General features: G+C 68.2%; 16 protein-coding genes and 2 tRNA genes. 17 read left to right on the top strand and 1 reads right to left on the bottom strand.

The window, feature by feature from the left end; all coding sequences use genetic code 11:
* Nucleotides 1-9: 9 nt before the first annotated feature.
* The 5 genes from MMF94_RS43860 (at nt 10) to MMF94_RS34300 (ending at nt 3,291) form a co-directional block, all read left to right on the top strand.
* Entirely contained in the window at nt 10-1,104 is a 1,095-nt protein-coding gene (locus MMF94_RS43860) for a DUF3566 domain-containing protein (protein WP_379660338.1), read from the top strand.
* A gap of 81 nt (nt 1,105-1,185) precedes the next feature.
* Nucleotides 1,186-1,259: transfer RNA gene (locus MMF94_RS34315), tRNA-Ile, on the top strand.
* Between the two features lie 37 nt (nt 1,260-1,296).
* Nucleotides 1,297-1,410: a DLW-39 family protein gene (locus tag MMF94_RS34310; RefSeq protein ID WP_241041611.1), complete on the top strand. Its 114-nt coding sequence runs from the start codon at nt 1,297-1,299 to the stop codon at nt 1,408-1,410.
* 51 nt (nt 1,411-1,461) lie between these two features.
* Nucleotides 1,462-1,537: transfer RNA gene (locus tag MMF94_RS34305), tRNA-Ala, on the top strand.
* Nucleotides 1,538-2,241: 704 nt separating this feature from the next.
* The gene (locus MMF94_RS34300; RefSeq protein WP_241041610.1) at nt 2,242-3,291 is read left to right on the top strand and encodes a hypothetical protein; all 1,050 of its coding nucleotides are present in this window, start codon (nt 2,242-2,244) and stop codon (nt 3,289-3,291) included.
* Between the two features lie 75 nt (nt 3,292-3,366).
* Here MMF94_RS34300 and MMF94_RS34295 read toward each other — a convergent pair whose 3' ends face one another.
* Entirely contained in the window at nt 3,367-4,104 is a 738-nt protein-coding gene (locus MMF94_RS34295; RefSeq protein WP_241041609.1) for an ArsR/SmtB family transcription factor, read from the bottom strand.
* Nucleotides 4,105-4,268: 164 nt separating this feature from the next.
* Here MMF94_RS34295 and MMF94_RS34290 point away from each other — a divergent pair, with 164 nt between their 5' ends.
* The 12 genes from MMF94_RS34290 to MMF94_RS34235 all read left to right on the top strand — a co-directional run bounded on the left by MMF94_RS34290 (nt 4,269) and on the right by MMF94_RS34235 (nt 14,033).
* Nucleotides 4,269-4,658: a MaoC/PaaZ C-terminal domain-containing protein gene (locus MMF94_RS34290; RefSeq protein ID WP_338104390.1), complete on the top strand. Its 390-nt coding sequence runs from the start codon at nt 4,269-4,271 to the stop codon at nt 4,656-4,658.
* Nucleotides 4,659-5,046: 388 nt separating this feature from the next.
* The gene (locus tag MMF94_RS34285) at nt 5,047-6,249 is read left to right on the top strand and encodes a lactonase family protein (protein ID WP_241041607.1); all 1,203 of its coding nucleotides are present in this window, start codon (nt 5,047-5,049) and stop codon (nt 6,247-6,249) included.
* A gap of 31 nt (nt 6,250-6,280) precedes the next feature.
* Nucleotides 6,281-6,634: an urease subunit gamma gene (locus MMF94_RS34280; RefSeq protein WP_425564020.1), complete on the top strand. Its 354-nt coding sequence runs from the start codon at nt 6,281-6,283 to the stop codon at nt 6,632-6,634.
* Between the two features lie 34 nt (nt 6,635-6,668).
* Nucleotides 6,669-7,079 carry an urease subunit beta gene (ureB, locus tag MMF94_RS34275; protein WP_241041606.1) on the top strand — a complete coding sequence of 137 codons (411 nt, stop codon included), beginning with the start codon at nt 6,669-6,671 and terminating at the stop codon, nt 7,077-7,079.
* Nucleotides 7,076-8,794, top strand: coding sequence for an urease subunit alpha (ureC, locus tag MMF94_RS34270; protein WP_241041605.1), 1,719 nt, complete (start codon nt 7,076-7,078; stop codon nt 8,792-8,794). Before ureB ends, ureC begins: the two co-directional genes overlap by 4 nt.
* Nucleotides 8,794-9,540: an urease accessory protein UreF gene (locus tag MMF94_RS34265; RefSeq protein ID WP_241041604.1), complete on the top strand. Its 747-nt coding sequence runs from the start codon at nt 8,794-8,796 to the stop codon at nt 9,538-9,540. The genes ureC and MMF94_RS34265 overlap by 1 nt, the downstream gene beginning before the upstream one ends.
* Nucleotides 9,541-9,556: 16 nt before the next feature.
* Nucleotides 9,557-10,279: an urease accessory protein UreG gene (ureG, locus tag MMF94_RS34260; RefSeq protein WP_241041603.1), complete on the top strand. Its 723-nt coding sequence runs from the start codon at nt 9,557-9,559 to the stop codon at nt 10,277-10,279.
* Nucleotides 10,276-11,226, top strand: a complete 951-nt coding sequence (locus MMF94_RS34255) for an urease accessory protein UreD (protein WP_241041602.1) — start codon at nt 10,276-10,278, stop codon at nt 11,224-11,226. Before ureG ends, MMF94_RS34255 begins: the two co-directional genes overlap by 4 nt.
* Nucleotides 11,227-11,298: 72 nt before the next feature.
* Nucleotides 11,299-11,727, top strand: a complete 429-nt coding sequence (locus MMF94_RS34250) for a pyridoxamine 5'-phosphate oxidase family protein (RefSeq protein ID WP_241041601.1) — start codon at nt 11,299-11,301, stop codon at nt 11,725-11,727.
* A gap of 138 nt (nt 11,728-11,865) precedes the next feature.
* The gene (locus MMF94_RS34245; protein ID WP_241041600.1) at nt 11,866-12,741 is read left to right on the top strand and encodes a heavy metal-binding domain-containing protein; all 876 of its coding nucleotides are present in this window, start codon (nt 11,866-11,868) and stop codon (nt 12,739-12,741) included.
* A 26-nt stretch (nt 12,742-12,767) separates the two neighbouring features.
* On the top strand, nt 12,768-13,598 hold the full coding sequence (locus tag MMF94_RS34240; RefSeq protein ID WP_241041599.1) for a heavy metal-binding domain-containing protein: 831 nt from the start codon (nt 12,768-12,770) through the stop codon (nt 13,596-13,598).
* Between the two features lie 6 nt (nt 13,599-13,604).
* Nucleotides 13,605-14,033: a hypothetical protein gene (locus tag MMF94_RS34235; RefSeq protein WP_241041598.1), complete on the top strand. Its 429-nt coding sequence runs from the start codon at nt 13,605-13,607 to the stop codon at nt 14,031-14,033.
* The last annotated feature ends 14 nt before the right edge of the window (nt 14,034-14,047 follow it).

The following is a 14,047-nucleotide window of genomic DNA, read 5'->3' as shown; positions in this document are numbered from 1 at the left end:
GTTCACCTCGTGAACGACAAGACGAGAAAACCGAACGAGCCCGACGGCCGCAGCCGGGTGGCCACCGGAGAGTCCGCTGCGGCGGGCGGCGCCGAGACCAAGGGTGGCGCCGCCCCCGCGGATCCACAGGTCACGAACGGTGTAGCCGCGTCCGCGGGCTCGTCGGTTCCCGAGTCCGCCGGGGCCGCGGACGACGGCACGGCCGCTTCTCGGACCAGTGACGATAAATCGGACGTTCTTGCTCGGCCCGATCCGGAAGGACCGGAGGCCGTCACGACGGAGCTCCGGCTGCCGACGTCGGCCAATGGATCGGCCGGGCGCCCGGCCCCGGGTGCGCCGGGGGACGGTCCGGCCCCCACCAAGCCCGACAAGGTGGATTCCGCGCGTCCCGTGGAGAACGGCGCGCCTGCCCCCAAGGCGGCGGCCGCCCCACCTCCTGGTCCGCCCAACCGACGACCTGCGGCGGCTCCGGCGGCGCCCACTCGGGTGCCTCCCACCCAGGCACCGCCGCCTCAAGCGCCGGCCGCACCGGGCAGCCCTCCGCCGTGGAACCGGATTCCCGGCAAGGCCGCTCCTGAGCGGTTCGAGCGCGCCGGCAACGACCGGCCGGCGGGCGGCCTGCTGGAGGACGCGCCCACCACTTTCCTCGAGCCCCCGGCCCTGCCCGGCGGCTCGTCGGACACCGAGACGTCCGGCGCCGAAGGTGAGGGAGCGTCACCCGGCAGGCCACGGCGCAGCCGCCCGCCGCGTCAGGCAGCACTGCAGCTGAAGCGGCTCGATCCGTGGTCGGTGCTGAAGCTCGCCCTCGTGCTGGCCGTGGTCCTGTTCTTCATCTGGATGGTCGCTGTCGGGGTCCTGTACGGCGTCCTCGACGGGATGGGGGTCTGGGACCGGCTCAACGGCACCTACGCCGACCTCGTCTCGGGAGAGGCGCCCACCGGCAGCCCGCTGATCAGCGCAGGGCGCGTTTTCGGTCTGGCCGCGGTGATCGGTGCGATCAACAGCCTGCTGTTCGCTGTCGCCGTCACGATCGGGGCATTTGTCTACAACGTCTCGGCCGACCTCGTCGGCGGCATCGAAGTCACACTCTCCGAGCGAGACTGACCACCCTTCCGGCTCCCCCTCGATAGGGGGAGCCGGTGGGAAGGCGCGGGAGGGGCTGAGGTAACCTCATTCGCGCCGCAGGGGCCCATAGCTCAGTTGGTTAGAGCGCGTCGCTGATAACGACGAGGTCGCTGGTTCAAATCCAGCTGGGCCCACTCCCCATCCCCTCTGGGACAGGCAGGACGTGAACCCATGAAGAAGATCATTGCAGCTCTCGTTGCCATCGCGGCCGGCGCGCTTGTGTTCTCGAAGGTCCGTGCCTCGCGTTCGGAGAACGACCTTTGGCACGACGCCACCAAGAACTGAGGGTGGCGTACCCCCGCCCGCACCCGAGCGGGTAACGTCCTCGCTCAGCACGGGGACGTAGCTCAATTGGCAGAGCACCGCCTTTGCAAGGCGGGGGTTAGGGGTTCGATTCCCCTCGTCTCCACCACACTGACCAGCGGCGTATGCGCTGGTCAGCGCGGCGAAACTTGATCATGCGATAGGCCCGTCCGGGCCGCGCGGGCCGATCGTGCTCGTCTGCGATTGGTTCGGGCTCCGCTTCCTGCTCGACGCGCATCGTTCGCGTGATCTCACGGTCACGGTCGCGCGTCGCGTGCTGGTAGATCATCGCAGCCGCCGTGACACTGCTGTGGCCCGTTCGCGTCATCAGCTCTTCTGTGCTCGCGCCGGTCACGGCGGCCAGATGGTTGCCGACGTGCCGCCATTGCGCCCGGCGCTCGTCGAGCGCATGTCGGTGTGGCCGTGCGCCGAGCGGATCGTTGGTGGTATCGCCATGGTGGGCCGTCCGTCTTCGTTTTCGGGCGGCTTCGCGAGTTCTTCCTCGACGTGCAGACGCCCGCGTGCAGGTCTACGTCAATGGCTTCGGTGCGTCGGCCTCAGCGCCGCGCGACGACGGCACATTCCTCGCTCTCTCGGCGATCGGGACTGCGCCCCGACCTGACATTCCGGAACGGGCATACCAGCGCCCGGAAGCGGCATTGGACCAGCATCAGCCGGCGGCACGACCATGGGTCGGTCGGTCTTGTCGCGCCTCGTCCCGCCGCGCAGGGAGGGCCTCCGACCGGCCCGGTCGAGGGGCGAGATTCGTGTCCGGCGAAGTCGTGGTGACGGAGTGACAAGAGGAGCTGCACCGTGACCGGACAAGGTCGCCCCGTTCTGCTGGTGGGGAGCGTGAACATGCCCACTCGCGACGACGTCTTCGAAGCGGTCGCCGAGCACCTGACAGGTGGTCTGCGCTCGGTGCCGGACGGTGAGACGGGCGACCGGGGCGTCTGGGTCTCGTGGGAGCTGAACCGGATCGGCAAGCTGCTGCAGGTCAACGTTGTCGATGAGGTGACCTTCACCAGCCCGGTCATCGGGGAGTTCAGCAATCCGGTCCTGGTGCCGGCTGAGGGCGTCGACCTCGCAGAGGTGACTTTCGGCCCTTTCAACTACGTGAGGGAGGCGGTCGCTTCCTATGATCACTTCACGGAGTTGCGCGCGGCCGGGAGATTCTCGCCCGAGACCCGCTTTCAGGTGTCCATCCCGACGCCGATGATGTTCGCGATGGTCTTCCCCGAGCACCAAGCGGAGGTGCTGGGGGTGTTCGAGCGTGACCTCGCCGCAGAGGTCGCTGCGCTGCTCGCCGAGATCCCAGCTGACGACCTGGCGGTGCAGTGGGACGTCTCCGGCGAGATCATCATGGAGGAGCAGGTTCGGTACTCCGCGGTCCCGTGGGGCGACACCAGGAACTGGTCGCTGGAGGTGGCGACGGCGTCGATAGCGCGCGTTTCCGGTCCGATTCCCGAGGCCGTTCTGCTCGGGGTCCACCTCTGTTACGGCGACCCCGAAGGCACGCACATGATCGAGCCGCGCGACCTCGCGGTCCCGGTCGACTTCGCCAACAACATCGCCACGCTGACCACGCGCCGCCTCGACTGGGTCCACATGCCGGTGCCGATCGAACGTGACGACGATGCGTACTTCGCGCCGCTCGCCGGGCTGAAGCTGAAGCCGCAGACGCAGCTCTACCTCGGCCTGCTCCACAAGGAGGACGGGATGGATGGCGCGGCGCGCCGGATCGCGATCGCCGCGAAGCACGTCACCGACTTCGGCGTGGCCACGGAGTGCGGGATGGGCCGTGAGCCGGCCGAGGCGATCGACGGCCTGCTGCGGCTCCATCGCGACGCGGCGGCGCTCTAGTTGGTAGCTGCTGCACGGGGGCGACCAGGCTGCGGTCCCGGTACGCCGCGCGGCTGTCGAACGTGTACGGGCGCGCTACCCGGTGGACGTGGTTTCAGCGATGGCGTCGAGCGGCCAGATACCGAGCTCGGTGAGATGACCCGTACCCGTCGAGCTGATGTTGAGTGCGCGATCCCCCTGGCGGCGCAGGAGCCATCCGTGCTCGAGCATGGCGACCAGCAGGGCAGTGCCCAGCCGCCCAGCGAGGTGGACTCGGCGTTCTGTCCAGTCCATGCAGCCGCGCACCATCGGGCCCGTGAAACTCGACAGGTCGATGATCGACAGCGCGGTGAGCAGCGGATGGTCGAGCGCCCCGACCGTTCCACCCCCACTCGTGTCCACGTCATAGACCACACCGTCCGCGGTGATGCGGCGGGCGACGGCAACGGCAAGGGAACCTCCGAGATGGCTGTAGCAGACCCGCGCGGTCTGCAGCCGACTCCCCGTGTGGGCCTCACGCAGCGATTCCACCGGGAGCAGAGGGGAGATCGCCGCGAGTGCCTCGATCGCAGTGGCAACCTCAGGAGAAGCGATCGTGTGCAGCCGGCGCCGACCGGTGACGGTGACGTCGACCAAACCGGCGTCGACCAGCTGGCGCAGGTGCGGACTCGCGGCCGGCGGCGAGATTCCGGCGGCCTCGGCCAGGTCCCTCGCGGTATGTGCCTGCCCGTCCATCAAACGCAGCAGCATCGCCGCCCGGGGTGGCTCAGCGATGGCCCGCGCTGTGGCAGCGAGGTCGAGGTCGGCGCCGATCACCACCGGACCATAGCTCAACTGTTCAGGCCAGACTGAACTGTTGCGGTGGGATCATCCGCTGCATGGCACGCACCGCTACGAAATCCCGGACCCTCAGTGAGACCGACTTCAGCGCACCCACTGATGATCGTTACTTCGAGGACTACCAACTCGGCGCGGTCTACGAGTACGGCCACCTCGCCGTGAGTGAGGAAGCGATCATCGACTTCGCTGAACAGTTCGACCCACAGCCGATTCATACCGACGAGAGGTTTGCTGCGACCGGTCCGTTCAACGGACTCATCGCCAGCGGATGGCATTCCGCAGGACTGGCGATGCGCCTGTTCGCCGACCACTACCTGTCCCGGGTCGCCAGCCTCGCCTCCCCCGGAGTCGACGAAGTGCGCTGGCAGGTGCCGCTGCGCCCCGGTGACTCCGTTCGCCTGCGGACGACGATCGTGGAAGCCCGGCTGTCGCGCTCGAAGGATGACCGAGGCATGGTCGTCACATTGGCCGAGTTGTTCAACCAGAACGATCAGCTCCCGATCAGGTTCCGAGTCATGAACATTCTCGGTCGCCGCCCCCGTAGCTGAGGCCATCCTTCCGGCTTCATCAGCCGAGATTCGCCGGGTATGTCCCGGAGTTCCACGCATCAGTGCCGGTGTCGTCGGAGTGCTGCCGGTGTTTTTCACTGGTTCGAGCCGCGGTGCACACCGCGACCGTAGGGCTCCGAACAGCGAAAACACGACGCACCGCGCGCTCCGGCGGCGGCCGGACATGCCAACCGGGCCGACATCGGCCCCGGGTCCGCGCGATCGGCACTCGACGAGCCGGCGATCCGACCGAGCTGCGACCCGCACGAAGCGGATACCGGAGTGGCAGGCCAGGACAACTGATGTGGGAGCGATGAGTATGTCGAACGAGCTATCCGCGGCACCACAAGCCGGTCGCGGTGATGCGATGCATGGTGGACATCTCTACATGCAGACGAACGAGAACCAGAATGCCGTGATCCACTATCTGCGGTCGGGAAGCGGCAGGATCACCGAGGTGGAGCGGATCCCCACGGGTGGTGCCGGTTCCGGGGTGTTCAAGCCGATCAGTGGGCAGGCCAGCGCACCGAATGCGTTCGAGGGCGCGGGTAGCGTCATCCTCTCGCCGGACCGACGGTTCCTGTTCACCACCAACGGCGGTGACAACTCGGTCTCCAGCTTCAGCGTCGGCGATGACGGCAAGCTCTCGCTCGTCGACGTCAAGCGGACGGGCAATATCGTGACCGGGCCGAGCGGCACCGCCAAGTCCCTTGCGTACGCGCCGTCGTCCGGGACGCTTTTCGTGCTTCACGCGTTCGGCCCCGACCACGTCCGGCTGATGTCGGTCGACCGCGAAGGCAGGCTCACCGCGCGCCCGGAGCGCTACACGGCGAATACTCCGGACAAGGCCGACCGCGTGTCGACGATGGTGGTGCTGTCGCCCGACGAGAAGTTCCTCCTGGTCGGCACCACGTTCGACGAGCTGCCCACGGCGAACCCGGACGGCTCACCGATTCTCTGGGTCCGGCGCCCGGACGGCACCCCGAAGTCGATCGCGTCGAATGCGCCGGATCCCGACGGCCTCGTCATATTTCGCGTGGACGCGCACGGCACGCTCGACCGGCCCTCGTTCCACGATGCCGGAGGCGGTTCTCCGTTCTATCCCGCCTTCCTCCACAGCCGGCCGGATCACCTCGTCATCGGCGAGGCCGTCGGCGACGGGCTCGTCATGGGCAGCATCGACCCGGACGGACGGCTCAGCGTCGGCCCACTCGTGCAGATCGACACCAGCGCGGGCCGGCCCTCCGAGCTGTGTTGGCTGGCCGTGTCCCCGGATGACCAGTTCGTTTTCGCGACGAACTTCGGTTACAGCAACATCAGCAGCTTCCGGATCGACGGCAACGTGCTCTCGATTGCGCAGGATCCTGCGTGCCCGAAGGTCACTGGCGACGGCACGTTCAGGGCGCTCAACGGAACTGTCAGCAGCGGCCCGAGCGACAACTGGATGACTCCTGACGGTGTCTACCTGTACCAGATCTACGGGAATGCCTCGAAGCTCGTCGGCTACGCCGTTCAACCGGACGGCTCGCTGGACGAGGTCACCAGCGCGAGCATTCCGTACAACAGCCCACAGGGCCTGGCCGGATTCTGATCTGCCGAACATTCGGCCATCGGAGGTTTCGATGAGTACCAACGGCCCTGCAACGCCGCGCATCGAGAAGTCGGTCTCCTCGTTGATGCTGAGCCCCCGCGAGAGCGAGAAGCTGGTGATCTACCAGGTCGCCGGGCTGGCCCGCCGACGCCGGGACCGAGGAGTCAAGCTCAACCTGCCGGAGTCGATCGCCCTGATCGCCGAGGGCGTGATGGAGGCGGCTCGGGACGGGATGTCGGTCGCGGACGTCATGGAGCTCGGGAAGCACATCCTGACGCGTGCCGACGTGATGGAGGGAGTCCCGGAGCTGATGAATCTCGTGCAGGTCGAGGCGACCTTCCGCACGGGAACCCAGCTCGTGTCGGTGTCCAACCCGATCTCCTGAGGACGTCGCCGCCGCGCGCGGAAGGGATGAGGCAATGGTGATTCCAGGCGAGTGGTTGCTCTCCGCCGAGCCGATCGAGATCAACGCCGGCAGGCGGACCTCGAGAGTGTCGGTCCGCAACACCGGAGATCGGCCGATACAGATCGGCTCGCATTTCCACTTCTTCGAGGTCAACCGTGCGTTGGAGTTCGACCGACCGGCGACGTTGGGGATGCGGCTCGATGTCCCGTCGGGCACGTCGATCCGTTTCGAAGCGGGCGACGAGCGCGATGTCGGGCTGGTCGAGTTCGGCGGCCTCGGACGGGTGATCGGATTCAACGCCCTGCTCGACGGCGGGACGTCGTCGCAGCGCAGCGTGGAGCGGGCGATCCGGCGCGCCGGCGATCTGGGGTTCCTCGGAACGCAGGACCGGCCGGACGCGGGCAGGCGGGTGAAGCGGTCGTGAGCGTCGTCTCGCGTCAGCACTACGCCTCGCTCTACGGCCCGACGGTGGGCGACCGGTTCCGCCTGGCAGATACGGAACTGGTCGCCCAGGTCGAGCGGAGCCTGCTGCTTCCCGGAGAGGAAGCCATCTACGGAGGTGGCAAGGCGCTGCGTGACGGCATGGGGCAGACGCCAGGCCTGCGCAACGCCGACGGGGCGCTCGACCTGGTGATCACGGCCGTCATCGTGATGGATCCGATGCTGGGAATCGTCAAGGCCGACATCGGGATCAAGGACGGGCGGATCGTCGGTGTGGGCCAGGCCGGAAACCCCGATATCCAGGACGGCGTCGATCCGAACTTGATCGTCGGCGCAGGTACGGAAGTGATCTGCGGTGAGGGGCTGGTCGCCACGGCAGGCGCTGTCGACACCCATGTGCATTTCCTGACTCCGGCACAGATACCGCACGCCCTGTCCAGCGGCGTCACCACGCTGATCGGTGGAGGTACCGGCCCCGCGGACGGTTCGAAGGGCACCACCTGCACACCGGGGCCGTGGAACATCGCTCGAATGCTCGAGGCGACAGCAGTTCTGCCGGTGAACATCGGGCTTCTGGGAAAAGGCAACAGCAGCCGGCCCGAGAGCCTGGTGGAACAGTTACAGGCCGGCGCGTTCGGGCTGAAGGTCCACGAGGACTGGGGTGCCACGCCCGCAGTGCTCGACTGCGCCCTCCGCGTCGCCGACGAGTACGACGTGCAGGTCGCCCTGCATGCCGACACGTTGAACGAGAGCGGCTACCTCGCCGACACCATCGCGGCGATCGACGGACGCACCATCCACAGCTATCACACGGAAGGTGCCGGTGGCGGCCACGCGCCGGACATCATGGCGATCGCGTCGCTTCCGAACGTGCTGCCGTCCTCGACGAACCCCACCCGGCCTTATACGACGGACACGGCCGACAACCTCTATTACATGACCGTCGCCACTCACAATCTCAATCCCGACAATCCCGAGGACATGGCTTTCGCCCAGTCCCGTATCCGGGCCGAGACGGAAGCGGCCGAGGATGTCCTGCACGACATGGGAGTGCTGAGCATGTACTCGTCGGACTCGCAGGCGATGGGCCGGATCGGGGACACCGTGACCACCTGCTGGCGCACTGCCGACAAGATGAAGAAGATGACGGGCAGCCTCGACGGCGATCCCGCGGAGAACGACAACCAGCGCATCCTGCGTTATCTCGCCAAGCTCACGATCAATCCGGCAGTGGCCCACGGGGTCGGTCATCTGGTCGGCTCGCTCGAACCCGGCAAGGTCGCGGACATCGTGCTGTGGCCGACGAGCACATTCGGCGTCAAGCCGAAGTACGTCGTCAAGGGAGGTTTCGTCGCCTGGGCGGTGATGGGCGATCCGAATGCTTCGATCCCTACTCCCGAGCCGGTGCAGTTGCGGCCGATGTTCGGCGCTCAGGGACGCGCCGTCGCGCGCACGTCGATGACGTTCATCTCGCAGGCCGCGGCGGACGCCGGGGTGGCGGATCAGTTGGGCCTGCAGCGATGGGTCGAACCGGTACGGGACTGCCGCACGGTCGGCAAAGCCCAGATGGTGCGCAACGACGCCACGCCGGAGATCACCGTCGACCCGGAGACCTACCAGGTGTGCGTCGACGGTCGACCGGCCACGGTCGATGCGGTCGACGAGGTGTCGATGTCTCAGCTGTATTTCATCGTCTGATGGCCCACACGGCGCACGCATCGCGTTCCGGCAGCCAGGCGCGACTCACGAGCCATCTGTCGGTCCTGCAGCTGAGCGACTCCGCTTTCCCGACCGGGCGCTACACCCTCTCCTACGGCCTCGAGAGCTTCGCGCAGAGCGACGAGCCGGCCGGGCCCATCCGCCCGTCCATGCTGGTGGCGCTTCTGACCGACTGCGTGCGCTTCGGAGTCGCGCCCTCGGACGGAGTCGCGCTGGCCTGCGCCCATCGCGCCACCAGCCCGGACGGTGTGCTCGATCTGGACCTGGTGATGCGCGCCGATCACAGGCTGACCGCCGTCAAGCTCCCCCGTGAGGCCCGGGAGGCCTCGACGCGCACCGGCCGGGCGTTGCTGAGCACCGCCGCTGTCGCGTTTCGCGGAACGGTGGGGCGCGACTACGCGGAGCTCGTCGAAGCGGGACGCACGCCGGGGAACCATGCGGTTGTCCTCGGCATGCTCAGCGCCTCATTGGGTGTGCCGTGCCCGGAGGCCGTGGCCGGTGAGCTGTACGCCTTCGCAGCCGGCTGGGTCGCCGCAGCAGTGCGCCTGGCCCTGACGGATCACCGCACCGCTCAAGGCGTGCTGTTCCACGTGCGTGCGGTGACCGCCGACGCCGCGCTGACGGCGGTGGATCGGGACGTCGCGCACATCGGCGGGTGCACGCCCTTGCTGGACGTGATGGCGATGCGTCATGAGACAGCCGAGCTCCGAATGTTCGCCAGCTGAGAGAGGACGGTCCTGAATGGACGAGCACTTTCGACACCCGCACGCTCACGTGCACGGATCTCCGACGCCGGACGACGATGCGTTCGGTAGTGCCCGTGCGCCTGGCATCGCTCGTATCGGCATCGGCGGGCCGGTCGGATCGGGGAAGACTGCTCTCATCGAGGCACTCGTGCCGATGTTGCTCGACAGGGGCCATCGCCCGGTGGTCGTGACCAATGACATCTTCACCTCGGAAGATGCCCATCATGTACGGGCGGCTCTGTCCGGCGTGCTGGATCCTGAACGGGTCGTCGGAGTGGAGACCGGCTCGTGCCCGCACTCTGCGGTGCGTGACGACCCGAGCATGAATCTCGATGCGGTCGGCGACCTCACTCGCCGGTTTCCCGACGCGGATGTCGTGCTGGTCGAATCGGGTGGCGACAACCTGACCCTGACGTTCAGCAGAGCGCTCGCCGACTACTTCGTCTTCGTCATCGACGTGGCGGAGGGCGACAAGATCCCGCGCAAGCGGGGGCCCGGTGTCACCCACTCCGATCTGCTGGTCATCAACAAGATCGACCTGGCCCCGTACGTGCGGGCGGACATCGAGGTGATGGGCAGGGACGCACGGGCCGTACGCGGCGAGCGCCCCTTCGTGCTCACGAACTGTTTCACCGGCCACGGCCTGAACGAGGTCACCGGCCGGATCTCGGAGGTCATCAGCCGGCAGTTCGCGGCTCCGGCCGGCGGTTCCCCATGACCCGAGCGGTGACCTCCCGGCAGGACCCCGCGTGGTACACCCCCGCTGACCTGCCCGCGGAGGTGCTTGCCATCGGCAGTCCCGTGCAAGGCGGGCTGGGGGTCGGCGCCTCGGGCAAGGTCGGTCTGCTCGACCTGACGTTGGCGCCCTGTGCGGGTGCGACACGTGTGCAGCGCCAGTATCAGCGGGCGCCGCTGCACATCTACCGGCCGATCTACCTCGACGCCGGTCGACCGGATATGGCGTTCCTGTTCATGCAGCAGTCCGGCGACGGCTTCGTCCAAGGCGACCGGTGCCGTATCGATCTCGACTGTGCGCCCGGCTCCGCGGTGCACCTCACCACCCAGGCCGCCACCAAGGTCTTCGGAATGCGCCAGAACTTCGCCACCCAGCTGGTCAACCTGCGTGTGGGCGCCGGTGCCGTGGTGGAGTACCTGCCCGACCCGGTCGTGCCGTGTCGCGGGTCGCGGCTCTTCCAGCGAACGAGTGTGACCGCCGACCGGGAGTCCACGGTGATTCTCGGCGAGACTCTGTTGCCAGGGCGGGTCGCGCACGACGAGGCCCACGTCTACGACCTGTACTGGGCGGAGACCGAGGTCCGCCGCCCCGATGGATCGCTGCTCTTCGCCGAAACCCTGCGCCTGACATGCGCGGACGGCGGGAACCCGCGGTCGGCCGGACTGCTCGGCCGCCATGACGTCATCGCCACTCTGTACATCGTCACGGACCGGATCGATGCGCCCAGCACGGTCGACCTGTTGCGGTCGGCGCTCGTCGCCTGCCCCGATGTTCTCGTCGGCGTGAGCGAGCTGCCCAACAGCTGCGGCGCAGTCGTCAAACTGCTCGGACCGACCTCCGCGTCGGTGCAGGCGGCGCTGAGAACGGCGTGGAACGCGGCACGTCTGGCGCTGCTCGATACTCCGGTGCCGAACCTTCGCAAGGGATAGCCGGAGCTTGACTTCAGACCCGGGCCGATCGTCGGTGTCCGAATTGTCGGGGTGTGCCCCTACGCTCGCCCCATGCCGCTGACAATCGAAGAGCGCCAGCTGTTCCTTGCCGAACCTCACATCGCCGCACTGTCCGTCGCAGGCGGCGCGGAGCGCGCGCCGCTGACGGTGCCGATGTGGTACCAGTACACGCCGGGTGGTGAGGCCTGGGTGCTCACCGGGGTCGCGTCCATCAAGGCGAAGCTCATCCAAGAGGCGGGCCGCTTCACGTTGATGGTGGATCGCGTCGATCCGACGCTGCGGTACGTCATGGTCGAGGGGTCGGTCACCCGCACGGAGCCGGGCACCGATGAGCATCTCTTGGAGTTGAGCAGGCGCTACCTGCCGGCGGAAGCCGTGCCGGGCTACGTCGAGGTCGCCAAGGCCGAGCACGGCGAGCAGATGGTCATCTACCTTCGCCCTGAGCGTTGGCTGTCATCCGACCTGGGGCGTGTCTCCTGACGTGACCGCGCGGTCCCGTCTTCGTGGGCCTGGAATCGTCCTGCATTGACCGAACCGTCCCTGACGTGCTGTTTTGCGACCCACCGCGCTCTCTCAGGAGGACTAGTGTCCGGAAGCGAGTAAGCGCGGAGGAGCGACGTGGCCGACTGGGACGGGCGTGGGTTGCCGCCGGTTGCTGCCGAACGGGCGCGCCGGGCGGCTGCGGGCGGAGCATGGACGTCGCTGCTCTCGGCACCGGCGGCGGCTGGGCTGAAGGTGGCCGGGTTCGAGCCCGTCGGCGAGGTGATGGGCTCGATCGTCCAGCAGATCGGCTGGTCCGGGTACGGCGGCTGCGGCATCTACGGAGGGCTCGGGGGCCTCGGAGGATGGGCGTCCCCAACGATCACGTCGTCGGATTCGATGCGGTTCGGGGGCTTCGGTCCCTACGTCGACGCGCTGTACCGCGGCTACGGCACGGCGCTGGGCCGGATGGTCCAGGAGGCCGCGACGATCGGCGCTGATGGCGTCGTCGGCGTCGGGCTCACGATGTCGCCGCTGCCTGGAGGGCCGCGGGAGTTCACCGCACTGGGCACCGCCGTACGGGCAGGCGGTGACATCAGGCCGCACCGCGTCTTCAGCACGCACCTCCCCGGGCAGGACGTCGCCAAGCTCGTGACGGCCGGGTGGATGCCCACCGACCTCGTCTACGGCATCTCGGTCGCCATCCGCCACGACGACTGGCGCACCCGGCAGCAGGCAGCCTGGGGCTCGGGCAACACCGAGGTGGCCGGCTACACCGAGCTGATCACCTACGCCCGGGCCGACGCGCGAGGGCGGCTCGGCGGCCACGTGCACGAGTCCGGCGCCGACGGGGCGATCGTGTCGTCGATGGACCTTCGGGTCTGGGAGATCGAACCGGGTGAGAACCACATCGACCACGTCGCCGAGGCAACGGTCTTCGGCACAGCGCTGGTGCGCTTCCACGCCGACAGCGCGCCCCCGACGCGAACTCTGACGTTCCTGCCGCTTCGCTGACCGGACCGAACCACCCTGGAGATTCCGTGACCGCCGACCCGACAGAGCTGGGTATCCCAGCGGACGCCATGCGTCGCCTCGCCGAGATGCGGCCCGGGCAGGCAACCAGCCTGTTCACCTCCGACCTCTCCGTCAACGAGTTCCTGCTCGTGCGCGAGGCCGGGTTCCGACCGGTGGGCCTGGTGCTCGGCTCGAGCATCTACCACGTGGGCTTCCAGATGGGCAGGTGGAATCGCAACCAGGAGCTCACCACCCTCTCGCAGGCGATGTACCACGCCCGCGAACTGGCGATGACCAGGATGGAGGCGGAGGCCGACCAGCTCGGAGCCGACGGGATCGTCGGGGTGCGGCTGCAGATCGAGTTCAAGGAGTTCGGCGCCGACCTCGCCGAGTTCATCGCCGTCGGCACCGCCGTGACGGCCGACGACCCGCGTCACGAAGGGATGTCCTGGCGCAACAACCGCAACCAGCCCTTCACCTCCGACCTGTCCGGCCAAGACTTCTGGACGCTCGTCCAAGCCGGGTACGCGCCGCTGGGCATGGTGATGGGCTCGTGCGTGTACCACATCGCCCACCAGCGGTTCTGGCAGGCGATGGGCAACGTCGGCCAGAACGTCGAGCTGCCGCAGTTCACCGAGGCGCTCTACGACGCCCGCGAGCTCGCGATGAGCCGGATGCAGGCGGAGGCCGAGGAAATGCACGCGGAGGGGATCGTCGGGGTGCAGCTGCTCTCCCACGGGCACCGCTGGGGCGGGCACACCACGGAGTTCTTCGCCATCGGCACGGCGGTGCGCCCGCTGCGTCCCGACCACCGCATCCCGACCCCTCAGCTCGTGTTGCCGCTGACGGACCGGTGACCGGCGATGACCATGGAACCGAGTGGCCTCGGGCCGATGGGTGACGTGCAGCTTCTGGCTGCCTCCCTGCGCACCGACCGTGCCGACGTCGCCTCGTACGCGAGGGTGCTGACCGGCGCTCTGCACGACGCCCTCCCACCCGGGATGGTCAAGGTGGACCGGCGGCGAGGGCTGGGCGACCGGATGGCGGGGCGGGAGGGGCGCGCGGTCGCGGTGGTCGTGCACGGCGACGGCCGTCAGCTGGCGCTGCGCGAGGGGCCTCACGGCGCTGTGGAGGCCGAGGTGCGCCAGGTCGTGCGGGACGTCGTGATCAGTCGCCGCACCGTCACCATCGAACAGTGGCTGCAGGCCCTCGCCGAGGACCTCACCAAGGTCGCCGCCCGCGACGCAGCCGCCTGTGCCGCGCTCGAGCGGCTGCTCGCCGGCGGGATCTGACGCCGTCCGCCAGA

This window comes from Pseudonocardia alaniniphila (genome assembly GCF_022524485.1).
In the GTDB taxonomy this organism is placed as follows: domain Bacteria; phylum Actinomycetota; class Actinomycetes; order Mycobacteriales; family Pseudonocardiaceae; genus Pseudonocardia; species Pseudonocardia alaniniphila.
The sequence above is the reverse complement of the archived record's forward strand: the minus strand, read 5'-3'. Positions and strand labels throughout refer to the sequence as shown.